This window comes from Shewanella sp. H8, assembly GCF_040285065.1.
Lineage (GTDB): Bacteria > Pseudomonadota > Gammaproteobacteria > Enterobacterales > Shewanellaceae > Shewanella > Shewanella polaris.
Window position 1 is genome coordinate 1,399,013 of the sequence record NZ_CP157213.1, and the last position, 25,958, is coordinate 1,424,970.

The following is a 25,958-nucleotide window of genomic DNA, read 5'->3' on the forward strand; positions in this document are numbered from 1 at the left end:
AAAACTATTCAATAAAAAGTTAGAATCAGATCACACTTTGATGGTCTGACCAGATTATCTAACAAAAAATAGAAACTTACCGGCGGAGCCGAGTTGAGCTAACAATAATAGAGGGTGGCATATGAGTGATAGACAACAAGTAACAAATTCCCGGGGTGATCGCATTGCGATTGTTGCCGGTTTACGAACCCCATTTGCGAAACAAGCAACCGCTTTTCATGGCGTGAATGCGTTGGATATGGGCAAAATGGTAGTAAATGAGTTGCTGTCTCGCTCTGAAATTGACCCTAAATTAATTGAACAACTTGTATTTGGTAAAGTGGTACAAATGACCGCTGCGCCCAATATCGCTCGTGAAATTGTGTTAGGAACTGGGATGAATGTCAATACAGATGCTTATTCTGTTACTCGCGCTTGTGCGACGAGTTTTCAATCTACCGTTAACGTGGCTGAGTCCATTATGACCGGTAATATTGAAATCGGTTTAGCCGGTGGTTCAGATTCGTCTTCGGTTTTACCAATTGGAGTATCAAGAAAACTGGCTCATGCTTTAGTCGATCTCAATAAAGCGCGTTCGTTTAAAGAGAAATTTGCGATTGCACGTCGTTTAGGTTTGAAAGATCTTTTACCTGTACCGCCAGCCGTTGCTGAGTACTCAACAGGTTTGTCTATGGGACAAACTGCAGAACAGATGGCAAAGACTTATCATATTAGTCGTGCCGATCAGGATGCATTAGCCCACCGATCGCATACTTTGGCGACCGAAGCTTGGAATTCAGGTGTTCTTCACGATGAAGTGATGACAGCGCATGTTCCGCCGTATAAAACCTTTATCGATCGCGATAATAATATTCGTGAAAACTCGGTATTAGAGTCTTATGCTAAATTACGTCCCGCGTTTGACCGCAAACACGGCACGGTAACAGCAGCCAACAGCACGCCGCTTACCGATGGTGCATCTGCGATTATTCTAATGAGTGAAGGCCGAGCCAAAGCATTGGGTTATCAGCCAATAGGTTTCATCAAAAGTTATGCGTTTACTGCCATTGATGTTTGGCAAGATTTGTTGATGGGTCCTTCATATGCCACACCATTAGCATTAAAACGTGCCGGTATGGAATTAGAAGATTTAACCTTGATTGAAATGCACGAAGCATTTGCTGCGCAAACATTGGCGAATATGCAAATGTTTGGTTCTAAAAAGTTTGCCCAAGAGAAATTAGGTCGTAATCGCGCTATTGGCGAAATCGACATGAGTAAGTTTAACGTTTTAGGTGGTTCGCTGGCTTATGGTCATCCTTTTGCGGCAACTGGTACCCGTTTGATCACTCAAGTATGTCGTGAACTTAAGCGCCGTGGTGGTGGTACTGGTTTGGCAACTGCTTGTGCTGCAGGTGGTTTAGGCGTCGCAATGATTTTAGAGGTGGAGTAATGAGCATGGAAAAAACATTTAATTTAGCTCGTCGTGACGATGGTATTGCGATTTTAACCATGGATGTTCCTGGTGAAACCATGAACACCTTAAGAGCAGAGTTTGGCCCTGAAATTACAGATATTTTAACTGAAGTTAAAGCTGATTCAGACATCACAGGGTTGGTTATAATTTCTGGGAAAGTCGATTCTTTTGTTGCCGGTGCTGATATTAGCATGCTTGCAGCATGTAAGAGTGAAGCGGATGCAAAGGCATTGTCACAACAAGGTCATGTATTATTTTCAGAACTTGAAGGATTATCGATTCCTGTTGTTGCGGCCATAAACGGTGCTTGTTTAGGCGGTGGTTTAGAGTTAGCGCTAGCATGTCATTTACGTATATGCAGTGATGATAAAAAAACCATGTTAGGTTTGCCAGAAGTGCAACTCGGTTTGCTACCTGGTACTGGTGGTACTCAGCGTTTACCTCGTTTAGTGGGTATTACTACCGCACTGGATATGATGTTAACCGGTAAACAAATTCGTCCTAAACAAGCATTGAAAATGGGCTTAGTGAATGATGTTGTACCCAATTCTATTTTGCTTGAAACTGCGATTGAGTTAGCTAAGAAAGGCAAGAAAGCCGCTAAACCTGTCGTTCAATCTAAAATTAATCAGTTTTTAGAATCAACGTCATTTACCCGAGACATTATTTTTGATCAAGCACGCAAGCAAGTGCTCAAGAAAACTCAAGGTAATTATCCTGCCCCAGCTAAGATTATTGACTGCGTTCGTCAAGGTATGAGTAAAGGTGTGGTGAAAGGCTTAGAAGTTGAAGCCACTCATTTTGCTAATTTGGTGATGTCTAAAGAATCTGCTGCGTTAAGAAGTTTATTTTTTGCTACGACTGAGATGAAAAAAGAGACTGGTGCAGAAGGTGCTGAACCTCGCGAAGTCAAAAAAGTGATGGTGATAGGTGGCGGTTTAATGGGCGGCGGTATTGCGTCTGTAACAACCACTAAGGCAAAGATACCTGTTCGCGTTAAAGATATTTCAGAACAAGGTTTGAGTAATGCCTTAGCATATGCTTATTATCTATTAGATAAAGGTGTTAAGCGTCGTCATATGATACCTGCCGTTCGCGATAATATAATGGCATTAATGACGACCACCACTGAGTATAACGGAATTAAAGATGCTGATATTGTTGTTGAAGCAGTATTTGAAGACTTAGCTTTGAAACATCAAATGGTGAAAGATGTTGAACGTGAGTGTGGTGAAAACACCATTTTTGCTTCTAATACTTCATCGTTACCCATTGGGCAGATTGCCGAAGCGGCAAAACGTCCTGAAAATGTAATTGGTTTACATTATTTCTCTCCAGTAGAAAAAATGCCATTAGTTGAAGTGATTGCGCATAAAAGCACATCACCTGAAACAATTGCCACAACAGTTGCCTTTGCTCGTAAGCAAGGTAAAACGCCAATAGTTGTACAAGACGGCGCTGGTTTTTACGTTAATCGTATTCTTGCACTTTATATGAATGAAGCGGCGCAGTTATTACTAGAAGGTCAACGAATAGAGCATGTCGATAATGCTCTGGTTAAATTCGGTTTTCCCGTTGGCCCAATGACATTGCTTGATGAAGTGGGTATTGATGTTGGTGCTAAGATTTCGCCTATATTAGAAAAAGAATTGGGTGATAGATTTAAAGCGCCTGCGGCTTTTGACAAATTATTAGCTGATGATCGTAAAGGTCGTAAAAATGGGAAAGGTTTCTATCAATATGGACCTAAAGCCAAAAAAGCCAAGTTAGTAGACGAGTCTATTTACAAGGTGTTGGATATTGCAACCGCTTCGGATAAAGAAGCGAAAGAAGTAGCAGAGCGTTGTACTATCCAAATGTTAAACGAAGCGGTTCGATGTTTAGAAGAGGGGATTATCGCCTCAGCTAGAGACGGTGATATTGGTGCCATATTTGGTATTGGTTTCCCGCCATTTCTTGGTGGTCCATTCCGTTACATTGATACTTTAGGTGCCGCCAATTTAGTGACAACGTTACATCGTTACCAAACACTCTACGGTGATCGTTTTGCACCATGTGATACGTTAGTAAACATGGCTAATGATGGAAGTTTATTTTATAAAAAATAAAGTAAATACTTCTATCTGATAGCTTTTTAGTTATCGGTTTGTAAAAAAGCGGTAAGTTATTGCCGCTTTTTTATTGTATAAAGGCATTCTTTTGCCTGATTTTTGATCAATTCGATACTTCTTTTCGGTATAATACCTATTTTAAAGTATTATAATGTTATTCCATCATATGAATTTAACTTCTGAATTAAGCCGTAATAGCTAATATCATCTAATATTAAGGTTATTCTTTACGAGTCTAATAAGAGTCGGAGGGATTAGATTAACTGAGTTGTTTGAGGTTCTGTGAGAATGTTGTTCAGTGGGTTATTTTTGCTTTTAGTATCAAAATGTAAGCAGTGGCTTTTTATTTGGATTTGCTGCTTATAAACATGGACTAGCTGTAAAGCGCTGAAGATGCGTTGGCTGTATTCTAGGGCCACTTACTTACCCTTTATTTAGTACACATAAACGCTTAGCTGATATGAAAGTTTGGCGACATGGGCGATATAGAATAGATTGCTAAACTAATTTTGGTTTGCTGTATCAACATTCAGCCATAAAAAAAGGAGCTTAAGCTCCTTTTTTATGGCTGATGATTAATCATCAGTATCTTACGAATTACTTCCACCAAGCTCTTGCTTGGATAACTTCAAGGTGGTTTAAACCTTCAGGTAATTTTACTTTTTTACGAGCTGGTTTTGCTAAACCAAGTGCTATTTTTAGAGAAGTAAACATAGGGTTCTCCTTAAGCTGTTTGGGTGTTTAAAACTTTAATTGCAGGAATACTAGCTGTTTGTGTATCTAGGACTTTAATAGCTGGGATACTAGCTGTTTGAGTATTTAGAACTTTAATTGCAGGAATGCTAACTGTTTGCGTATCAAGCACTTTGATTGCTGGAATACTAACTGTTTGCATATCAAGCACTTTAATTGCAGGAATGCTAACTGTTTGCGTATCAAGCACTTTGATTGCTGGAATACTAACTGTTTGCATATCAAGCACTTTAATTGCAGGAATGCTAGCTGTTTGCGTATCAAGCACTTTGATTGCTGGAATACTAGCCATTTGCGTATTTAGTACTTTAATTGCAGGAATACTAACTGTTTGCATATCAAGCACTTTAATTGCAGGAATGCTAACTGTTTGCGTATCAAGCACTTTGATTGCTGGAATACTAACTGTTTGCATATCAAGCACTTTAATTGCAGGAATGCTAGCTGTTTGCGTATCAAGCACTTTGATTGCTGGAATACTAGCCATTTGCGTATTTAGTACTTTAATTGCAGGAATGCTAGCTGTTTGCGTATCAAGCACTTTGATTGCTGGAATACTAGCGGTTTGCATATCAAGCACTTTGATTGCTGGAATACTAGCCATTTGAGTGTTTAGAACTTTAATTGCAGGAATGCTAGCTGTTTGTATATCAAGCACTTTGATTGCTGGAATACTAGCCGTTTGAGTATTTAGAACTTTAATTGCTGGGATACTAGCCGTTCGTGTATCTGATCCATTTATAATATTAACACTACTGATAGATAATGCAGATATAACAGCTACTGTAATTATTCCTTTAATCATTTTTAATCTCTCTTATATTTAGTAATTCAAGCTCAGGGTTAAATAACAATATTATTTTGACAACTGAGTTTTAATTAGCATTTGTCGTGCCAAATATAAGAATGAATGATTTATTTTTTCGTTAAGGTGCCGTTAATAGTGTCAAATTTAAGCTTATCTGCTGTCAGCATTAGCTCAAAGTCAGCTTCTCTAATAGGCTTACTATAGATATAGCCTTGAATTTCTTCACAGTTAAGTGCTTTTAATATATTGAGTTGTGCTGTTTGTTCTACACCTTCACCAACAACTGTTAATCCCATATTGTGGGCAATGGTAATAATAGAATCGACCATCTTGAGATCTCGGTCTGATTTATCTATATCATCAACAAAAGTTTTATCGATTTTTAAACAGTGAATAGGGAATCTTTTTAGATATGATAAAGAAGAATAGCCAGTACCAAAATCGTCAAGCGCCAGACTGACGCCCATTTTCGCTAATTGTTGCATTACTTTAATGGCCTGTTCTGGATTTTTGATGACAGTGCCTTCAGTAATCTCTAGTTCTAAGTGTTTGGCCGGAAGTTTTGTGAGTCGTAAAGTTGACTCTATTCGTTGCTGTAAATCAGGGAGTGCAAACTGCCTCGACGATAAATTGACAGCGACTCTGCCGCTAAATAGACCTAATTCGAGCCATTTTTGCGCGGCAAAACAGGCTTTTCTTAGTACAACATCACCAATTTCTACTATTAAACCATTTTCTTCAGCAAGGGGGATAAACTCATTTGGTCCAATCAGGCCTAATTTAGGATGATTGAGTCTAACTAATGCTTCCATGCCATTGAGTCGATCCATTTTTACATCAATTTTAGGTTGGTAATACACTTCAAATAAGTCATCTTTTAATGCTTCTCGGATCAGATTTTCTATTTCTAGCTGGCGTAGTGCATTTTGGTTTAATGATTCTGAATAAAATTGATAGCGATTTCCACCACCAGATTTAGCGTGATACATAGCTATATCTGCTTTGCGCAATAATGCTTGTTCATTTTGCTCGTCTTCAGGATAAAGCACAATGCCGATACTAATACCTAGCACCAGTGAGTCATTATTAAGGTTGAAGGCAGGTTTTAGACAATTTATCACTTGTGTTGCAATAGCAGCACATGAACCGATATCTGGATGTTGATCGACAAGTAAGGCGAACTCATCGCCTCCTAGACGGTATAAGCTGGCATGCTTAGGAATGGCTAACTGAATTCGTTCGGCAACACCAATTAATAGGTCATCACCAATTTGATGACCTAATGAGTCATTTATACGTTTAAAATTATCTAAATCAAGCACCATCAGAGTGTGATGAACATCTTTTTTAACTAAGTTACTGAGTGTCACTTGCAAGCTAGAGCGATTAGGAAGACCTGTAAGCAAATCATTATTGGTTAGTTTTCTCAGTTCTTCTTCTTGTTGCTTACGGCGGGTTATATCGGAAAATACGCCAACATAATGACTTGTTTCACCTTGTTCATTGTATATTGCGTCAATTGTGATTTCCATTAAGAAAAAATTGTCTTTACCTTTACTGGCTTCAAGTTCACCGCTCCAACGCCCCTGTTGTTTTAGCAAGCTCCTTATTTGTTCCGAATAACTTGCTGGATAGCGAGTAAAATTAAGCGTTTCGGAGACAAACTTTTCTTTTGTTGATGCGGTCAGCTCACAACAAGCATTATTAACTTCAACAAATTGATACTTCTCATTGAGGATAAACATTCCTTCTGAGATGTTTTCGATTGCTCGAGCAAACAAACGTAATTGCTCTTCGGCTTGTTTGATATTATTAATGTCTTTAATGGTGCCAGTCATTCGCAGAGGCTGGTCTTTTTGGTCGCGCTCAACTATTTTGGCTCTGTCTAAAATCCAGATCCACTGCTGATTACGCGCTTTAACGCGATAAGCAATTTCAAAGTGATCAGTTAGGGCATTAAAGTGATCGTTTAAGGCTTTTGTCACCCGTTCTCTGTCTAGTGGGTGGATATTACTTTCTTCATCAGGGTTACCCGAGCGGCGACCGTCTTGAGGAAAGTCTAAAGAGCCCCAAATGTTAGAACGGTAGATTTTGCCACTTTCAATATCCCAATCCCACATTTCATCGCCGCTGCCCCATAAGGATAGCTTTAAGCGTTCTTCACTTTGGGCTATTTGCTTTTGGATTTCTCGACGACGAATTATAACTCTGAAAGATAACGTTATAATAAGTAATATAAATATACCGTAGACCAATTTGGCTTCTAAAGATAACCACCAAGGAGGTGTTACTAATATTTTAATACTTTTTATATCCGTATTTTTACTTGAGAGTTTGTTTTTTGCATATACCTTAAAGGTATATTGTCCTGCAGATAAGTTAGTGTAAGTTACATTATTATTTCCATTTGTAGATAGCCAGTTTTTTTCGAGATCTTCTAAGTAATAAAAAAAATCAAAATCATTATTGTTTTTACCTAAAATATTAAATTTAATTGTGAATGGGTAGTCCGAGTATTTTAATGTTATTTTTTCTGAGTTGTTTATTGGTTTTTCTAGGATGCCAGACCCGATATTGACATGACGATTAAATAGTAGAAAGTCAGTTAGCTTTATTGTGTCTACGGTATTTTTTGACATCGCCGTTAAAATATTATTAGGTTCTATTACACTGATCCCGTCTGGTCCTCCAAACAACACAGAGTTATTCAATGCTAGTAACGATTGAGTGTTGTAATCTTTCAATGCACCATTCTTAGTATTTAATGTGTGAATGATATTGGTGTCAAGGTTGATGATATAGATTTCTCTATTTGACGATGCGACCATTAAATTATTAATGATTGCCATTGAAGATATAATTTTTTTTCTATTAAGTATTATTATTGGTTTGTTAATTTTGTTTTTATCTATTGAAAAAATCGAATTCCGAGTACCAAAATATATGGTGCTTTGTTTAATTGCGATATTAAAGACTATATCCTCATTAAAAACATTTGTTATGCTATTATTTTCCCATACTAGCAATCCTGCTTGTGATGCAATCCATAACTTAGAATCAACTTTTATCATGTCATAAATAGGGTAGTCAAGATTGGTTTTTATTTCTTCTACAACTTCACCAGTTGTTGATAAAATTTGTATTTCACCTTTAAAATTTGAACTGTAAATTTGGTTTGTTTCTTTGTTATATTTTATGTTGACAATTAATTCACTATTTAGTTTTTTTTCTGTGCCAGTTTCAATGTTTATTAAATACAGTCCAGATTTAGTTCCAATAAATGCTCGGTTATCTAATACTAATATTGTTTTTGGTCCGTGTGGTAGAGAAGTATTAATGATATTGGTTAATATAATATTATTGTTATATACATATATATTTTTTTTATCATTAACTAAAAATATATCATCTTTATATTTTGATATAGACCATATGTTGTTTGATATTCCTTTAATTGTTTTTATAAAGTTATTTTCAGGTGAAATGGCTATAAACCCATCAGTGTAGTTGGAAATGTAAAAGTTTTTCCCATTGGAAAATATAAAAGATTTAATGAACTTTTCACTTTTAATTCTAAGTTCACCTAAAGACTTCCATTTGATTTCATTGTTAACTATTTCAAAACTGAATAATTTATTTCCATACAAGCCAATGATATTGTTTTTTTGACTATCTTCAGCGGATAAGCTCATGAGTTTTAAAGAAGATATTTTTTTAACCTTTTCATTGATAAAGTATAATCCCTTTTCGGTTGAAGCAATTACTTTTGTATTGATTCTTATAATGTCATTAGATTCATCTAATATTTTAGTTGTATTTTTAATATTCTTTTTGAAAATATTGCCATCATAGTTTCTAATGTAAAAAGTATCATCAACCTTTATTATGTTTTTTATTTCTTTTAGATTTTCGTCCTCAAAAACTGAATTCTCATCTTTTTTATTTTTATAAGATATAAACTTATTATTTAAACCGATGAAAATATCATCATCTTGTTTTGATATTGACCAAACGGCTTGTTCACCAATTAGGGCAGAAATACTGTTTCTAGTAAAAGTTTCTGTTTCCTTATCAAATTGAACCAGACCTTTATCCGTTCCGACTAGCAGTATGCCATTATCATCTATAAGCAAATTGCGAATAAAAGAACTGGGTAGAGAATTTGCATTATCATCAGCATAGAATTGTTTGAATTCGTTGCCATCAAAACGGTTTAACCCATTGATTGTGCCAACCCAAACGTAACCCTCTGGATCTTCAACGATGGACGTTACGGTGTCCTGGGATAAACCATCAGCAACACCATAATTAGTGTGGTTAAGCAGGATATCAAACTTTGGTTCTGTGTCATCAGCTTCAATGGCTGTTACGCCGAAGCTAAAAATAAAATAAACACAGATTAATAGTAATATTTTAGGCATAGATTTATACTTATTCTCTTTTGATGCCGCAAAGAAGTTGATGAATTGACTACTTTTTCAGAAAGCTGGCCCTTTGTCAAAAGCATGTTAACAAAAAAAGTGCGATTGATAGAATATTACTCAGATATTACAATAAAAATTGCATAAAGTTATTTTTTAATCAATTAGTTATAATAATACTTACGTTTTATTTAGTACCTTGTACCGTTAACCTCGCTTGCCAAGCTTTGTTAACTTAACAACAACTTATTTTTCATTTTATGTTTTTCATTTTTCTGAGATAGAGATTCACTAAAACTGAAATTTATCGGCCTGCTGTTTAAACGCCTTTAAATCAACGATCATATTATCTGAACGCAAATTTGTTTGTTGATTATGCTGTTCGCCACTGTTAAACAGCACTAATCGATCGCAATTCTTACTGCGCATGTGAGCTACCATAAACTTGATTAAATCGGCTCTTGTGAGTTGTTCCACACAAGCCACAACCATTTCACGTTGATTAAATGCATAATCACGATTACCTAAGCTCACCCAATAACGTTGGCTGCGAGTTTTTAGATTGGTATCGTGTTCCATTATTTGAGCGATCATGCCTTGTTTAGTGCTTTCCCATTGTTCATTGGTAATTTGCATAACAGCATAATTAAAGTCGGCTATGAACTCGTCAATTGCTTCGAGCAGTTGTCTTGGACCTGTTGTGGGGGACTGAACATAAAAAATTAGCCCAGGGTGTCGGTTTAGTGGTAAATAACCAGTACCGACCATGTAACCTAATTGCTGCTTAGTGCGCAATTCATGGAAAAAGGTAGATGACATGGTATGGTTTAATAAACTGAATAACGCCATACGTTCCGGAGTTGCCATTCGAGATTGGTAGTAGACTATAATCGCACTATCTTGATGATCAATGGCTTTTTCGAGAAGTAACGAGCCTCTTTTATCGAGGTTGATAAGTTCGCGTGATGATTCGGCGCTGGGTTTGGTGACTAAAGACAATAGATGTTGTAATCGCTTGCCAAGTTGTTGAGCTTCTTCAACTAGCCAATCTCCGTAAACTAATCCTTCAAGATATATTTTTTTATAAAATTCGCTTACGTGATTATGTAAATCATCAAGGGTGAGTAATGCCAGTTCCTCTGCCATTCTCGCGGGTTCAAAACTTCTTTTTTGCAGCGAGACGGTTAAACTGGTAAATAATTGTGATATTGGTTTGGCTTGAGCAACATTATTCCAGCTACGTAAAATCTGTTTTTTAATCATGTTAAAGCGCTGTTCAGTAAAATTACGTTCGCGTGCTTTATTGATAATCAAGGTTAATAACTTTTCTTGGTTACCGGTAAAACCTGTTAAATGCAGCGTAATACCGCCTTGGTGAGGGTAGATATTGTAATTAAGTCCTGCAACCTCTGCTTGGTAAGTCGGCTCCGTTAGATAATCAATAAGCATTTCAACGTACAGCCTAGTTAAAGCTGCTTTTTTTGGCGTAGAGCTGGCTTGATCTGAGTCCATTGATAAGTATAAATGTCCTTTAGGAACTTTGAATTCATCATCTTTTTTGTGCCAAATACGATAGCCTTCACCTTCAGCGACTATGGCCGGTATTGGTGTATTACTTTTGTCTGCTCGAGCTCGTGGGTTGGCGACAATAAACGGATTTTTTTCAGGAAGTTTAAGTGTTTCTCTTATAGAAATTGCTGACCATTTTGCTATTTGTTGAGCCGTTAATGAGCTGACTTGGTAAGGGGTGTCATACCATTTTGCTTGACTATCAACCTGCGAGTCTTTTGCTACTGTGATGAGGCGCATATTGTTCACCGACATCATGCACAGCAATTGCTTGGTTTCATCCTCAAGCATCTCATCCATACGATAGTCGCCATAAATAATGTCTTTTATATCGTAATGGTGCATGTTGATGCTGAGATGACTCGCTAAATCCAAGGTTTTGATCTGTTCTTGGAAACGAAATGCTGTATCAAGTAAATTAGCTCGTTCTTGGTAGCGCCATGTTTGAATACCTTGTTGCTTAATCAGTTCTATGTATTCAAATACACAGGATACGACTTCATCAAGTTCAGCAAATCCTTTGTCGGTTAATTGTATGCTGATTGAATAGTCTTTAAAATTGTAACCATTAACTCCACCGCCAGCAGATAAGTTATTGGCTAATCCCTGTACTTTTAAATAGGACAGTAAACTTCCCGGACTTTCATTACCAAGCAAATGGCTGATAAATGTGAGTGGTTTTCGCTTATAAAATTGATCTATCTGTGGCAGTGCGAAGCTAATACTGACTCGCTTTTGATCTTTTAACGGTACAATTTGTATATGTTTCTGTTGTTGAGCCTCTGTTATCAACGCTTCAGATGGATAGTGTTTACTTACATTTCTATTGAGGATCTTTGAAAAATATTGCTCAACGATAATGCCCAGTTCTGCTATTGGACGGGGGGCGACAACGCATAATGTCATGATATTGGCGCTGTAATGTTGTTGATAAAAAGCCAGCAACTCATCTCGAATGTCTGCTTGTTTACCCGCTAAGGTTGTTTGATTACCGACGGAAAATTTCGAAAAAGGGTGCTTGGGGTTAACGGTTTCTTTTTGAACTTGGTAAACTCGGCGAATATCATCTTTTAATTTTAAACTAAATTCAGATTCGATTGCCTGTCTTTCTCGATCAACTAATTCTAAGTCAAACTTAGGAGCAATAAAAAATTGGCTAAATCGGTCTAATGAACCTTCTAAAGCTTCTGCGTTGATACTATAGAAAAAATTAGTCTGTTCTGTGCCTGTCCACGCATTATTGTTACCACCATGTTGATTAATATAAGCATGGTATTCGCCAGAGTCTGGATATTTCTCGGTACCTAAAAACAACATGTGTTCAAGAAAATGCGCCATACCAGGTCGAGTTGCGGGATCGTCAAAATGACCAACGTTGACAGCCATAGATGCAGCTGCTTGATTTGATTGCATATCTTCAACTAACAACACTCGAAGTTGATTGTTTAATACTCGATATTGATATTGACGATGATCATTTTTGCTTTTATAAACCGCTGGAAATTCAGGCAAGAGGAGGCTCCAGAAAAGATAACTTGTTATATATTGATCTTGTTATTACTTTTTAGCAAATTACCTTGGCTTATTTTATTTAATTATCGACTAAAGTTTATCTAAATAACCCTTCTACTGGGTTTGTTGTTGCAGTGATTAGCGCTACAATTGGCAAGGAACAATAATAAAAATCATCATGAGAGAAGTATGCAGCTATTTTTGATGCGTCATGGCGAAGCGAGTTTTGACGCGCCGTCAGATAAAGAGCGAAAATTAACAGAAACTGGCCGTATTGAGACTGAATTAATGGCAAATTGGTTAGCTAAACAGGTTAGTCATTTTGATTTGGTCATTGTTAGCCCGTACCTTCGTGCTCAACAATCTTGGCAAGAGGTAAGTACCCACTTACCTGAACCCAGAAAATGGGTAGTTGATGATGATGTTGTTCCGTCTGGTGATCCTAAAATAGCTGTAGATATCATATTGGCTTATGCTGAACAATATAAAGCAGATAATGTGTTGGTCATTTCACATATGCCAATATTAGGCTTTATGGTGAGTGAGTTTGTTCCGAGTATGGAACCACCTTTATTTGCAACCTCGGCAGTGGCTCACATTGATAAAAATGAGTCTGATAATCGTATAGTGACAATGATCTCACCACATCAAGTTGTATTGTAATGGCTGTGTTGATTACGATTATTTATAAATAATTATTTTGTTAAATAATGAACAGTTAACTTGTACCGTTAAAGTAAGGTAAGTAGTTACTTACCTTACTTGCAGCTTGCAGCTTGCAGAAAATTTATTCTTTGATCAACGTCGGTGAGGTTGATCACCTATATCAATTAATACTAATAATGCCGCATCGCCACCCCATTCCTTCGGTGCCTGATGAAACGCTTTAACATTTGGGTGTTGCGCTAACCACATTGGTGTTTGTTGCTTTAGAATCCCCATTCCATAACCGTGCATCACACAGCAACATATTGTGCTTTGCTTCACACATGCTTGGATAAGTGCTGCTAATTCAAGTTTAGCTTCTGCTTGACGCATTCCGTGTAAATCAAGCAATAGGTCGGGTGAGTAATCTCCTCGTCTTAAGCGTTTTAATTCATGTTTATCTGTGTTGTTATTAATCCAACGCATAGGACCATCGACCGGCAGAAGCGGCTGATACGTATCCGAAAAATAGCTATCAGCATGGATCTGCTGTTCTTTTATTTCGAACTGTTGTTTGGCTTTGACAGGCTGTTTAAAGTGGTGAGTATCTTGCCTTAGCGGTTTGATTCCCTCTATTAATGCACTAAACAGCGATAAGTCTGAATAATTATCGTCTTTCATTAGGGTATTGTATTGAATTCTAGGTCATCTTAATAGACATCAGTTACAATAGCTCAGAACAATTTTTGAGGAGTGTGTTTTGGATAAGATCTTTGTAGATGAAGCTGTCACTGAGTTACGTACCATCGCTGATATGTTACGTTGGGCTGTCAGCCGTTTTAATGATGCCGGTATTTATTATGGTCACGGAACGGATAATGCTTGGGATGAAGCGGTTGCATTGGTTTTTGATGCATTACATTTACCCGAAGAAGTTGGCCAGCAGGTTATTTTAAGTAACTTAACCAGTAGTGAAAAACACAAAATTGTTGAGTTGATTATTCGCCGTGTACGTGAACGTTTACCGGTACCGTATTTGACCAATAAAGCTAATTTTGCAGGGCTTGAATTTTACGTCGATGAACGCGTACTTGTACCGCGTTCACCCATTGCCGAAATGATTAATAATCAATTTAGCCCTTGGTTATACAACAAACCGGTTAATCGCATTTTGGATTTATGTACCGGTAGTGCTTGTATTGCCATTGCTTGTGCCTATGCATTTGAAGACGCTGAAGTTGACGCGTTAGATATTAGCGAAGATGCACTAGAAGTCGCGCAAATTAATATTGAATCTTTGGGTGTATTGGATCGTGTTTTCCCGATGCAATCTGATTTGTTCTCGGCAATCCCAAAAGGTCAGCATTACGACTTAATTGTATCTAACCCTCCCTATGTTGATGCTGAAGATATTGGCGATATGCCTGAAGAATATCATCATGAACCCGAGATTGGGTTAGCATCTGGTAATGATGGTTTAGATTTAACCAAGCGTATCTTAGCTAATGCAGCAGATTATCTTACCGAAAGTGGTTTGCTGGTCGTTGAAGTTGGTAATTCAATGGTACATCTGATTGAGCAATATCCTGATATGCCGTTTACTTGGGTTGATTTTGAATTTGGTGGTGATGGCGTATTTGTGTTAACCCGTGATCAGCTAGTTGAAAATGAATCACTTTTCGCCATCTATAAAGATAGTGAATAATAGCGGTAAGAATCGTACTCAATGAAGTGAATAATTAACAGAGGTAGTTAACGCGCATGTCAGGAAATAGTATTGGTCAAAATTTTGTTGTTACAACATTTGGTGAAAGCCATGGTGTTGCACTAGGTTGTATCATTGATGGTTGTCCTCCAGGACTGGAGTTAACTGTTGAGGATATGCAACATGATTTAGACCGTCGTCGTCCTGGCACGTCACGCTACACAACGGCACGCCGAGAAGCTGATGAAGTGAGAATTTTGTCTGGAGTGTTTGAAGGTAAAACCACTGGCACTTCTATTGGTTTGTTGATTGAGAACACCGATCAACGCAGCCAGGATTATTCAGACATTAAAGACACTTTTCGTCCTGGTCATGCAGATTATACCTATCAACAAAAATATGGCATGCGTGATTATCGTGGTGGTGGCCGTTCGTCTGCACGTGAAACAGCAATGCGAGTAGCCGCTGGTGCGGTAGCAAAAAAATACCTCAAGCAAGTTCATGGTATTGAAATTCATGGATACCTAGCTCAATTAGGACCTATAAGTGCTGACACTATTGATTTAGCTCAAATTGAGCAAAATGCATTTTTCTTCCCTGATGCCACTAAATTAGAAGCGTTAGATGAGTACATGCGTGGCTTACGTAAATCTGGTGATTCAATAGGCGCCAAAATTACTGTTGCCGCCACTGGTGTTCCGGTGGGATTAGGAGAACCGGTATTTGATCGTCTTGATGCTGATATCGCGCATGCGTTAATGGGCATAAATGCAGTTAAAGGCGTTGAAATTGGTGATGGTTTTGGCGTTGTTACTCAGAAAGGCTCTGAAGGTCGTGACTTAATGTCACCTCAAGGCTTTGCGTCTAACCATGCTGGTGGTGTATTGGGCGGCATTTCATCTGGCCAACCTGTTGTGGCTCATATTGCGCTAAAACCTACTTCGAGTATTAGCGTACCGGGTCAAAGCATGACAGTGCAGGGCGAGACTATTGATATGATTACGAAAGGTCGTCATGATCCTTGTGTCGGCATTCGTGCTGTGCCTATTGCCGAAGCGATGCTCGCAATTGTGTTGATGGATCATTTATTGAGACATCGTGCGCAAAACCACGATGTGACTAGCCAAACCCCTGTAATCGGAATGCGATAATGCCTTCAGTTAAACGCGCTGAGCCAGATTTACGCTGGCTCAGCGCTTGTTATTTCTTCTTTTTCTCTATTCTTGGCATCATGGTTCCCTATTTAGGAGTATTCTTTGATAGCCGAGGTTTCAATGCCCAAGAGATAGGTTTTTTGTTGGCCATTTTAATGGCCACTCGAATTGTCGCGCCTAATGTGTGGGCGGCCGTGGCCGATCGTACTGGTATGCGTTCAGAATTGATAAAGCTTGGATCCAGTGCTGCAGCGATTACCTACATCAGTTTTTTCTTTGACGGCAGCTTCTTATACCTTGCGGTTAGTTTGGCAATATACACTTTTTTTTGGAATTCTATTCTTGCTCAGTTAGAAGTGATTACGTTAGAAACGCTAGGCGATAAAGCTGAGCGTTATGGTGCTATTCGTAGCTGGGGTAGCGTAGGGTATATCGTTCTGGTCATTAGTGGTGGCCTAGCCATTGATCATTGGGGCCCAGAAATATTGCCTTATATGGGGATGATATTGTTTTTAGGTTTGTTTGCTTGCTCATTACCATTACCAGCTAACCGCAGTGTGGTAGTCAATAAATCTGAACGGCCTAAACTAACATTTGATGCATCATTGGTGTGGTTTATGTTGTCTGCAATGTTGCTGCAGATGAGTGTCGGACCATTTTATGGCTTTTTTGTATTGTATCTAAAGCAGGTTGGCTACTCCGAGACCATCGCTGGAGTGCTAGTTGCCTTAGGTGTGCTAGCCGAAATTGTTATCTTCTTTTATTCATCCCGGCTTATTCGTCAATACGGTATTCGAGTATTACTTGTTGTGAGTATTTTGTTAACAGTCGTTCGTTGGTTACTGTTAGCTTTTGGTGTTGAACACGTTTCATTATTGGTCATTAGCCAATTATTGCATGCATTTACTTTTGGTTTAGTCCATGCCGCTTCCATCCATTTTATTCACCGTCATTTTAATGTCAGTCATCGCAGCACTGGACAAGCGTTATATGCCAGTGTCAGCTTTGGTGTAGGCGGTGCATTAGGCACTTGGATAAGTGGCATGATTTGGGGAGATGGTAGTAGTACAATGTGGGTTTGGGTATTTGCTGCCGCTTGTGCATTTTTATCTATGATAGCGGTATTGCTTATTCCCAATATTAATGGCGAAGCACCTGCTAATACACTAAAAAGCTAATCTTACTTGTGTTGTCGCAATACCTTGTAATCACAGTATTAAGGAGTCGACGTGAAACGTTTTCGCTTAGGGGTAATCATTAATCCGTTAGCAGGCCTCGGCGGCAGTGTTGCTTTAAAAGGTTCTGATGGCGTGGCGGTAGAAGCTGTAGCCAAAGGAGCAACGCCAAAAGCACAATTACGTATGCAACAGGCTCTGGAAGTCATTTTACCGTTTGCGCCACAAATCGAAATTATTACTGCATCTGGTGACATGGGAGGGGAATTATGTCGCCAAATGGGGTTTACCACTCAAGAGATTTATACCTGTCACGAAACAACATCTTCGCTAGATACACAACAAGCTGTTATCGGTTTGCTAACGCAAAAACTGGATTTATTATTATTTGCGGGTGGCGATGGTACTGCACGCGATATTTATTCTATGGTTGATGACTCGTTTCCGGTGTTGGGCGTTCCTGCTGGTGTTAAAATTCACTCGGGTGTTTATGGTATAACCCCACATGCTTCTGGGCTCGTCGTCAGTATGTTACTCAAAGGTGAGTTAGTGAGCTTAATGTCTGCTGACATCATGGACATTGATGAGATTGCCTTTAGGCAGGGAATTGTAAAAGCGAAACGGTTTGGTGAAATGACGGTTCCTGCTGCTCCACGTTATATACAAGCCGTGAAGATGGGCGGTAAAGAGGTTGATGAATTAGTGTTGGCCGATATTGCCGCGGATGTGATCGAATCGATGGACGATGAACTTTATATCATGGGATCAGGTAGCACCGTAGCGGCAGTAATGGAAGACCTTGGCTTAGACAATACTTTGCTTGGTGTCGATGTTATTCATCATAAAAGCGTCATTGCTAAGGATGTTACAGCACAGCAATTACTCGCGTTAATCGCTGATAAAAAAATGTATCCTAGGGCCAAACTGGTGATTACCTTAATCGGCGGGCAAGGGCATATATTGGGCCGTGGCAATCAGCAGTTGTCACCGGAACTCATCCGGCAACTAGAAAAAGACGATATTTTAATCCTAGCCACAAAAACTAAGCTAAAAGCACTTGAAGGTAGACCATTAATTGTGGATAGTGGCGACCCTGAATTAGATAAAGCGCTTACTGGCTATTACAAAATAGTCACGGGTTACCATGATTACGTGATGTATCAAGTAGCCAACCCAGATTTAGTGGAGAATTAGAACATGTTAGAGCAGTACGATGCAGCATTAGAGTCTTGGATTGAAGACAGCGTTAGCCACAGCGATGACGATGCGTTATTTGCCTGTGGTTATTTACAAGGCCACGTAGCCGTAGTATTAGCCGAGTTAGAAGTCGAACCTGAACAAGATTTAGCCGCGCTTGATCAAAAGTTGGTTAAATGTCTTGCGTTGGCAAATGAAGAATTAGATGAACACGATTTTTCATTAGTGGAAGCTGCATGGCAGCAGTTACGTCAACGTATTGCCGCTCAAGCGGCATAACTTGGAATAGATAAACAGCTTTTATGGTAAATTCTCCTTTTCAACAAGTTACTATTGGTTTAGTTAACCCAAAAACGCCGGTCAATGTTGGCGGCATTATGCGAGCTGCAGGTTGTTACAATGTCGATAATGTTTGCTATACAGGCAAACGCTACGAATTAGCGGCTAAGTCGGGTGATGCCCAATACGATGTGGACACTAAAGATGCCGCCAAGCGTATCCCATTAGTTGGCGTAGAGTCACTACTTGATAGTGTGCCTGATGGCGCAACGATAGTATGTGTTGATCTTGTTGTTGGGGCGACGCCGTTGCCTTTATTTATTCATCCAGATAATGCCTTTTATATTTTCGGTCCGGAAGATGGCACCATTCCACAGCAATTAATTGATGCTGCTGATGATGTTGTGTATGTACCTACTGTCGGGTGTATGAATTTAGCCGCATCTGTGAATGTTTTGCTTTATGACCGTTTAGCTAAAACGACTCAAATCAAAGCTGATGATGAATTGATTAAGCAAAGCCGAGACAATAATAATCGCACTAAAGTGAAACACTGGTTGAAGTAACTTTTTTAAGTATACAAAAAATGCCGGATGAGAAATCATCCGGCATTTTTATTTGAGCGTGTTAAAACATAAAATACTTTGCCATAAAGGTCTGACAAGTATCACTGGGAATGTTTGTAATGTTTAATCATGGTAATGACTTGTCATGCCATGCAGCGTAATTGTATTCAAATAGCGGAGAGACTATGGGGATTTGTTAGTAATGAATGTTTGATTTGCAGCCTGTGAGATAAATACAGATCATAAGTTGATGAAAACTTGAATTATTGACTCAAGTGGTAGACGTTATAAATAGAAAGACCATTATAAAAGACCTTTAAGTGAAAATAATGAGATTTGTGCTAATCGTCATTAGATTGATGACTTAGTCAGGTTTGAACGTTCTGAATGAAGTTTTTTAGGACTTCATTTTAGGACTCATATTAGGAATGTATATATGCCGATATTAAAGAAACTGTTCCAGTGGCTACCGCTTGGGAAAGTGCCCGAAATGAGCGCCCCAGAGGTGTATAAACGCCTACAAAAAAATGATATTCAGATTGTAGATGTTCGGTCTAAAATGGAATGGGACAAATCACATATTGAAGGCTCGTTAAACCTGCCTATTACATCGTTTTCAATTGAAAAAATAAAACAGCTTGGTCTATCACAAGACTTAACAACTGTTGTTATTTGTTTATCAGCTCATCGAAGTATTCCAGGGGTTAGAAAACTCAAACAGTTTGGACTTGATGAAGTATATCAACTTGAAGATGGAATGCTTAGCTGGTGGAAATTATCGCTGCCAACATCGAAATAAAATGCTAACAATAAGACAATATGTTGTTCGTTTCTTGATGATAATTATTGTCTTGAGGTTATAACCGTTTTCAACTTTGAGCTTGACGAGTTTGGAGCCGGGTTTATGATGCGCTTTTAGGTAAGAATGGATATTTACTAATAGAAAATGATTGTGGGAGCAGGGCTTGATAAAAAGCTACGACCTTCAATTCTTTATTGATAAAAAGCTGATCCCGATGAATCTAGTTAGGTGCTGTTCTTATGATGTGATTTTAGGTAAGAATGGATATTTACTAATAGAAAATGGTTGCGGGAGCAGGACTTGATAAAAGACTACGACCTTCGACTTTTTGTTTATAAAATCTGAGCCAGACGAATCTAGTTAAGTGCTTTTTTTATGATGTGATTTTAGGTAAGAATAGATATTTACTAATAGAAAATGGTTGCGGGAGCAGGACTTGAACCTACGACCTTCGGGTTATGAGCCCGACGAGCTACCAACTGCTCCATCCCGCGTCCGATAAACGCTATCAATTATTTTAATTCTATTGATTAAGAATACATTATCTTCTACTTTTCAAAATTGGTTGCGGGAGCAGGACTTGAACCTACGACCTTCGGGTTATGAGCCCGACGAGCTACCAACTGCTCCATCCCGCGACTGATTTTGACTGCGTTTAATTATTCTTATCAATAAGAAAGTGGTTGCGGGAGCAGGACTTGATAAAAAGCTACGACCTTCGACTCTTGTTTATATAAAGTTGAGCCCTACGAGCTATCAATAGTTCTATTCCGCGTCCGATAAACGCTATCAATTATTTTAATTCTATTGACGAAGAATGTATTCTCAATCCGTTTATCTTTATTCTTGTTAAACAAGAAAATGGTTGCGGGAGCAGGACTTGAACCTACGACCTTCGGGTTATGAGCCCGACGAGCTACCAACTGCTCCATCCCGCGTCCGATAAACGCTATCAATTATTTTAATTCTATTGACGAAGAATGTATTCTCAATCCGTTTATCTTTATTCTTGTTAAACAAGAATTGGTTGCGGGAGCAGGACTTGAACCTACGACCTTCGGGTTATGAGCCCGACGAGCTACCAACTGCTCCATCCCGCGTCCGATAAACGCTTTCAATTGTTTTAATTCTATTGACTAAAGAAATGGTTGCGGGAGCAGGACTTGAACCTACGACCTTCGGGTTATGAGCCCGACGAGCTACCAACTGCTCCATCCCGCGTCCGATAAACGCTGCTTTAATTCATTCTATCAAACTTGCTAGTTAACGTGTTTAACAGTCTGCTTCAAAGCGGGGCGAACTATAGCGATCTCGCTTTATATTTGCAAGCAAAATCTAGGCGCTTGTAATTTGTTTGCTGGTAAAATAAGCGAGTCACTGCTTTATCGTACAATAATACCAAATTAGCCCTAAAATAAGCTAATTTAACCGCCCATTTCGATAAGTCGTTGGGGTTATGTGTTTGAGCAGGTATAATGCTGCACTGAATTTTGCGTAACCGATGACTGACTAATACATGTTTAATTTTTTTGCTGCTGCCCCAAAGGGTTTCGAATATAGCCTTGCTTCTGAACTTAAAGAGTTTGGAGCCACCGACGTCAAAGAAAGTGTTGCCGGAGTGTATTTTAGTGCATCTCTAGAGCTGGCTTATCGAATTACATTATGGACCCGTTTAGCGAGTCGTATCGTATTAGTGATCTATAAAGGTGCTTGTGATTCTGCTGAGCAACTTTATAACGCAGCATACTGCATTGATTGGCCATCACATTTTTCCCATAAAAAAACCTTCAGTATTGATTTTCACGGCACGGGTGGATTTATTAACAACACTCAATTTGGTGCGTTGAAAATTAAAGATGCTGTAGTTGACCGTTTTCGTGATGATGGTACACCTCGTCCGGATGTAGAACGTGTTAATCCAGATTTTAAAATTGATGCTCATTACCGTAACGGTCAACTAACTATTTCAATGAACTTCTCTGGCGCCTCTTTACATCAGCGTGGGTACCGTTCAACTACGGGTGAAGCACCATTAAAAGAAAATCTCGCTGCTAATATGTTGGTACGCAGTGGTTGGCAAGCTAACCCTATTACTGTACTTGACCCATTTTGTGGTAGTGGAACGGTACTCATTGAAGCTGCATTAATGGCTGCCGATATTGCACCAGGGTTAAAACGCGAGAAATTTGGTTTCGAAAATTGGCAAAGTCACAATAAAGCAATGTGGCAGGTTATTTTTGACGAAGCTCAAGCGCGTGCAACATTGGGCAAAACTCGTTGTAAGCTCAAATTTTACGGTTCAGACATAGAACCTCACCTGATTTCTATCGCTAAGCGCAATGCTGAAAATGCTGGTGTGGCTGAATTAATTGAATTTAGCGTGTCAGATGCACTCGATGTCACTCCACCAGTGAGTGAAGGCTTTTTGATTTCTAATCCTCCTTATGGTGAGCGTTTAGGTAATGTGACTGAACTTTTACAACTCTACTACCAATTAGGTGACAAGTTTAAGAAAGAGTTTGGTGGCTGGAAAATTGCCATGTTGTGCAGCGATATTGAACTAATTTCTTCTCTAAAACTTAAAGCCGATAAGCAGATGAAAATGTTTAACGGTGCATTAGAGTGCGCGTTCAATATTTACACTTTGCATGCTAAAAGTACTCGCCGAGATGTACCGGTATTGCCAGAAGGCGTTGATATTACCGACATCGCTCCAGCATTTGCTAATCGCATTAAAAAGAATGTTAAACAATTTGCTAAATGGGCTAAAAAAGAGCGCATCGACAGCTACCGATTATATGATGCCGATTTGCCAGAATATAACGTCGCGATTGATAAATATGTCGATTATGTGGTTATTCAAGAATACTCAGCACCAGCAACGATCCCAGAAGCGGTTACTAAACGCCGTATTAGTGATGTGTTATTAGCGTTGCCTGGTGCTTTAGGTATCCATCCAGATCGTATTACGTTAAAAACCCGTGAGCGTCAAAAAGGTGCTAGCCAGTATCAAAAGATTGATGAACGTAAAGTTGAAGTTATTACACAAGAATACGGTGCTAAATTTAAACTCAACTTAACGGGGTATTTGGATACTGGTTTGTTCCTTGATCACCGTGTTACACGTAAGTTGGTTGGCGATAAATCTAAGGGTAAGAATGTCCTTAACTTATTCGCATATACTGGTTCTGCCTCTGTACATGCGGCTATTGGTGGGGCTAAATCGGTCACAACCATCGATATGTCCAACACCTACATCACTTGGGCTAAAGAAAATTTTGCCTTAAATGGATTGTCGGGTAAACAATACGACTTTATTCAAGCAGACTGTTTACAGTGGATCAAAGACAACAGCCAACAGAAGTTTGATCTAATTTTTATTGATCCTCCTACGTTTTCAAATTCAAAACGTATGGAAGACAGTTGGGATGTTCAACGTGACCATGCTGAAATGTTAGGTGAACTGATTAAGCTGTTGTCTCCAAATGGCGAGCTTATATTTTCAAATAACAAACGTAAATTTAAAATGGATATTGAAGCGTTAAATCAAGCTGGTATCGACGTGACTAATATCGACCATTTATGTTTACCGCTGGATTATAAACGTAATCCGCATATTCATAATGTGTGGTTACTGACCCATGCAAAAAAATAGTTCAATAGCGTACGTGCTTTATCACACAGAGGGTTGTCATCTGTGTGACATAGCCCAAGCTTTGATTGAACAAACTGCTATCGATTATCAACATATTGATATTTGCGAGAACGAATCACTTGCAGAACGTTACGGTATGAATATTCCGGTATTTGTACAGGGTAAACGTGAACTATTTTGGCCTTTTGATGCCGAGCAATTACAAGAATTTTTAGGAGATTAGATTGAGTCTGGTACGCATTAATAATGGCTCGTTAGCCTACGGTTACACTCCCTTGCTGAAAAATGCAGATTTTACCATCGAACCTGGTGAACGCGTGTGTATTGTTGGTCGCAACGGCACTGGTAAATCAAGTTTAATGAAAGTGTTATCAGGTGATGTATTACTTGATGATGGTGAGTTTAATATTGCAAATGACGTTAATGTTAGCCGTTTACAACAAGATCCTCCTAAAGCAGAAACTGGAACGGTTTACGCTTACATTGCAGCAGGCCTTAAAGAAATTGGTGAAGCTTTAGAAAAGTACCATCAATTATCCCATGATGTTGCAGATGCCAATCCTGAGCAGATGGAACGCATGCTTAATCAAATGCAACGTCTGCAAGAAGTGTTAGATCACAATGAAGGTTGGCAATTAGATTCGCGTATTATTCAAAACTGTGAATTGTTAGGCTTAGATCCAGATAAGCCATTAAACGAATTGTCTGGTGGTTGGCAGCGCAAAGTGGCATTAGCTCGCGCATTGGTCGTTAACCCAGATTTACTGTTGCTTGACGAACCAACCAACCATCTCGATATTGATACCATTGAGTGGTTAGAGCAATTTTTATTGAGCTTTAAAGGCGCAATCGTATTTGTAAGCCATGACCGTGGTTTTATTCAGCGCATGGCAACGCGTATTGTCGATTTAGATCGCGGTGTGGTTATTTCGTTTCCTGGTAACTACCAAGCCTATTTAGATGGTAAGCAAGAATGGTTACGTGTTGAAGCCGAGAAAAACGCGCATTTTGATAAGAAACTTGCCGACGAAGAAACTTGGATCCGTCAAGGTGTTAAGGCTCGCCGTACTCGAAATGAAGGCCGCGTACGAGCGTTAAAAGCATTACGTACCGAACGTAGCGAACGCTTAAACCGTCAAGGTAACGCCAAAATGGCGGTGTCTGATACCGAACGCTCTGGTAAGTTAGTATTTGATATAAAAGATCTTAACTATAATTTACCTGACAAAAATTTGGTGAAAAACTTCAATACCACAGTCATTCGCGGTGACCGAATTGCATTAATTGGTCCAAATGGTTGTGGTAAATCAACACTCATCAAGTTGCTGATTGAAAAGCTCAAACCTCAATCAGGCGAAATAAAAGTGGGCACCAAACTAGACGTTGCTTACTTTGACCAGTATCGTGAAGCGCTTGATCCAGAGAAAACCGTAGAAGAAAATGTTGGAGACGGTAAAAGTACCGTCACAATTAATGGTCAAGATCGCCATATTCTGAGTTATCTGCAAGACTTTTTATTTTCGCCAATGCGTGCTCGTACTCCTGTAAAAGCACTTTCGGGTGGTGAAAAGAACCGTTTGCTACTGGCGAGATTATTATTGCGTCCAGCAAATTTAATTATTCTTGATGAACCAACAAACGATCTTGATATTGAGACTTTAGAGTTGTTAGAGTCGCTACTTGCCGATTTTGCAGGTACATTACTTATCGTGAGTCACGATAGGGCATTTATCGATAACACAGTTACTAGTAGTTGGTGGTTTGCTGGTAATGGTCAATGGGCTGAGTATGTTGGTGGCTACCAAGATGCCGTCGCTCAAGGCGCAAAATTTTATTCTGAGGAACCTGTTGTAGATATTGTTGTCCAACCTTCTGCAGTGGTTGAGAAAAAGCCTGTAAGCACCCCTGAGAAAGCTACCAAAAAACTGTCTTATAAATTGCAAAAAGAATTAGAAACACTTCCGAGCCAAATGGAACAGCTCGAACAAGATATTGCGCAATTGCAACAAACAGTTGCAGGCGCAGATTTCTATAGTCAACCACAGGATTTAGTGAATAAAAAATTACAACTGTTGGCTGAAAAAGAACAAAATTTAGAAGTTTGCTTCGAGCGATGGGAAGAGCTTGAGTCACTGAAGTAAAGCATAATA

17 protein-coding genes and 5 tRNA genes are annotated in these 25,958 nt (G+C 38.9%); 13 read left to right on the plus strand and 9 right to left on the minus strand.

The genetic code is table 11. The annotated features are described in order from the left end of the window. Positions 1–121: 121 nt before the first annotated feature. A complete protein-coding gene (gene fadI / locus ABIS04_RS06140; protein ID WP_350432914.1) occupies positions 122–1,432 on the plus strand; it encodes an acetyl-CoA C-acyltransferase FadI in 1,311 nt (436 codons plus the stop codon). 5 nt (positions 1,433–1,437) lie between these two features. Further along, complete coding sequence (fadJ, locus tag ABIS04_RS06145; protein WP_350432915.1) at positions 1,438–3,564, plus strand: fatty acid oxidation complex subunit alpha FadJ; 2,127 nt, start codon at positions 1,438–1,440, stop codon at positions 3,562–3,564. 727 nt (positions 3,565–4,291) lie between these two features. Here the strand turns inward: fadJ and ABIS04_RS06150 are convergent. The 3 genes from ABIS04_RS06150 to ABIS04_RS06160 all read right to left on the minus strand — a co-directional run bounded on the left by ABIS04_RS06150 (position 4,292) and on the right by ABIS04_RS06160 (position 12,630). Continuing rightward, positions 4,292–5,125, minus strand: coding sequence for a hypothetical protein (locus tag ABIS04_RS06150; protein WP_350432916.1), 834 nt, complete (start codon positions 5,123–5,125; stop codon positions 4,292–4,294). 110 nt (positions 5,126–5,235) lie between these two features. Next, entirely contained in the window at positions 5,236–9,549 is a 4,314-nt protein-coding gene (locus ABIS04_RS06155; protein WP_350432917.1) for an EAL domain-containing protein, read from the minus strand. Between the two features lie 291 nt (positions 9,550–9,840). Continuing rightward, positions 9,841–12,630, minus strand: a complete 2,790-nt coding sequence (locus ABIS04_RS06160) for an insulinase family protein (protein WP_350432918.1) — start codon at positions 12,628–12,630, stop codon at positions 9,841–9,843. 189 nt (positions 12,631–12,819) lie between these two features. Here ABIS04_RS06160 and sixA point away from each other — a divergent pair, with 189 nt between their 5' ends. After that, on the plus strand, positions 12,820–13,293 hold the full coding sequence (gene sixA / locus ABIS04_RS06165; protein WP_350432919.1) for a phosphohistidine phosphatase SixA: 474 nt from the start codon (positions 12,820–12,822) through the stop codon (positions 13,291–13,293). A gap of 135 nt (positions 13,294–13,428) precedes the next feature. Here sixA and smrB read toward each other — a convergent pair whose 3' ends face one another. After that, entirely contained in the window at positions 13,429–13,956 is a 528-nt protein-coding gene (smrB, locus tag ABIS04_RS06170; protein ID WP_140233764.1) for an endonuclease SmrB, read from the minus strand. Between the two features lie 79 nt (positions 13,957–14,035). Between smrB and prmB the strand changes: the two genes are divergently transcribed. The 7 genes from prmB to ABIS04_RS06205 all read left to right on the plus strand — a co-directional run bounded on the left by prmB (position 14,036) and on the right by ABIS04_RS06205 (position 20,150). Continuing rightward, positions 14,036–14,980, plus strand: a complete 945-nt coding sequence (prmB, locus tag ABIS04_RS06175) for a 50S ribosomal protein L3 N(5)-glutamine methyltransferase (RefSeq protein ID WP_350432920.1) — start codon at positions 14,036–14,038, stop codon at positions 14,978–14,980. A 56-nt stretch (positions 14,981–15,036) separates the two neighbouring features. Continuing rightward, positions 15,037–16,131, plus strand: a complete 1,095-nt coding sequence (gene aroC / locus ABIS04_RS06180) for a chorismate synthase (RefSeq protein ID WP_350432921.1) — start codon at positions 15,037–15,039, stop codon at positions 16,129–16,131. Continuing rightward, positions 16,131–17,312, plus strand: a complete 1,182-nt coding sequence (locus ABIS04_RS06185; protein ID WP_350432922.1) for an MFS transporter — start codon at positions 16,131–16,133, stop codon at positions 17,310–17,312. Before aroC ends, ABIS04_RS06185 begins: the two co-directional genes overlap by 1 nt. Before the next feature lie 51 nt (positions 17,313–17,363). After that, entirely contained in the window at positions 17,364–18,503 is a 1,140-nt protein-coding gene (locus tag ABIS04_RS06190) for an ATP-NAD kinase family protein (RefSeq protein WP_350432923.1), read from the plus strand. Between the two features lie 3 nt (positions 18,504–18,506). Next, the gene (locus tag ABIS04_RS06195) at positions 18,507–18,785 is read left to right on the plus strand and encodes a YfcL family protein (RefSeq protein WP_140233768.1); all 279 of its coding nucleotides are present in this window, start codon (positions 18,507–18,509) and stop codon (positions 18,783–18,785) included. A 23-nt stretch (positions 18,786–18,808) separates the two neighbouring features. After that, positions 18,809–19,351, plus strand: a complete 543-nt coding sequence (locus ABIS04_RS06200) for an RNA methyltransferase (RefSeq protein WP_140233769.1) — start codon at positions 18,809–18,811, stop codon at positions 19,349–19,351. 436 nt (positions 19,352–19,787) lie between these two features. Beyond that, positions 19,788–20,150, plus strand: a complete 363-nt coding sequence (locus tag ABIS04_RS06205; protein ID WP_140233770.1) for a rhodanese-like domain-containing protein — start codon at positions 19,788–19,790, stop codon at positions 20,148–20,150. A 421-nt stretch (positions 20,151–20,571) separates the two neighbouring features. Here ABIS04_RS06205 and ABIS04_RS06210 read toward each other — a convergent pair. The 5 genes from ABIS04_RS06210 to ABIS04_RS06230 all read right to left on the minus strand — a co-directional run bounded on the left by ABIS04_RS06210 (position 20,572) and on the right by ABIS04_RS06230 (position 21,374). Beyond that, positions 20,572–20,647: transfer RNA gene (locus ABIS04_RS06210), tRNA-Met, on the minus strand. Between the two features lie 68 nt (positions 20,648–20,715). Then, positions 20,716–20,791, minus strand: a tRNA-Met gene (locus ABIS04_RS06215). A gap of 224 nt (positions 20,792–21,015) precedes the next feature. Next, positions 21,016–21,091 (minus strand) — tRNA-Met (locus ABIS04_RS06220). Positions 21,092–21,177: 86 nt separating this feature from the next. Continuing rightward, positions 21,178–21,253: transfer RNA gene (locus tag ABIS04_RS06225), tRNA-Met, on the minus strand. Between the two features lie 45 nt (positions 21,254–21,298). After that, a tRNA-Met gene (locus tag ABIS04_RS06230) sits at positions 21,299–21,374 on the minus strand. Between the two features lie 295 nt (positions 21,375–21,669). On the opposite strand from ABIS04_RS06230, the gene rlmKL reads away from it, so the two are divergent. Genes rlmKL through ABIS04_RS06245 form a run of 3 tightly spaced genes read left to right on the plus strand, consistent with a single transcriptional unit; the run spans position 21,670 to position 25,949 of the window. Then, a complete protein-coding gene (gene rlmKL / locus ABIS04_RS06235; RefSeq protein ID WP_350432924.1) occupies positions 21,670–23,808 on the plus strand; it encodes a bifunctional 23S rRNA (guanine(2069)-N(7))-methyltransferase RlmK/23S rRNA (guanine(2445)-N(2))-methyltransferase RlmL in 2,139 nt (712 codons plus the stop codon). Next, positions 23,795–24,031 (plus strand): glutaredoxin family protein, encoded by a 237-nt coding sequence (locus tag ABIS04_RS06240; RefSeq protein WP_350432925.1) that lies wholly within the window; start codon positions 23,795–23,797, stop codon positions 24,029–24,031. The genes rlmKL and ABIS04_RS06240 overlap by 14 nt, the downstream gene beginning before the upstream one ends. Before the next feature lies 1 nt (position 24,032). Further along, complete coding sequence (locus tag ABIS04_RS06245) at positions 24,033–25,949, plus strand: ABC transporter ATP-binding protein (protein WP_140233773.1); 1,917 nt, start codon at positions 24,033–24,035, stop codon at positions 25,947–25,949. Positions 25,950–25,958: the final 9 nt, after the last annotated feature.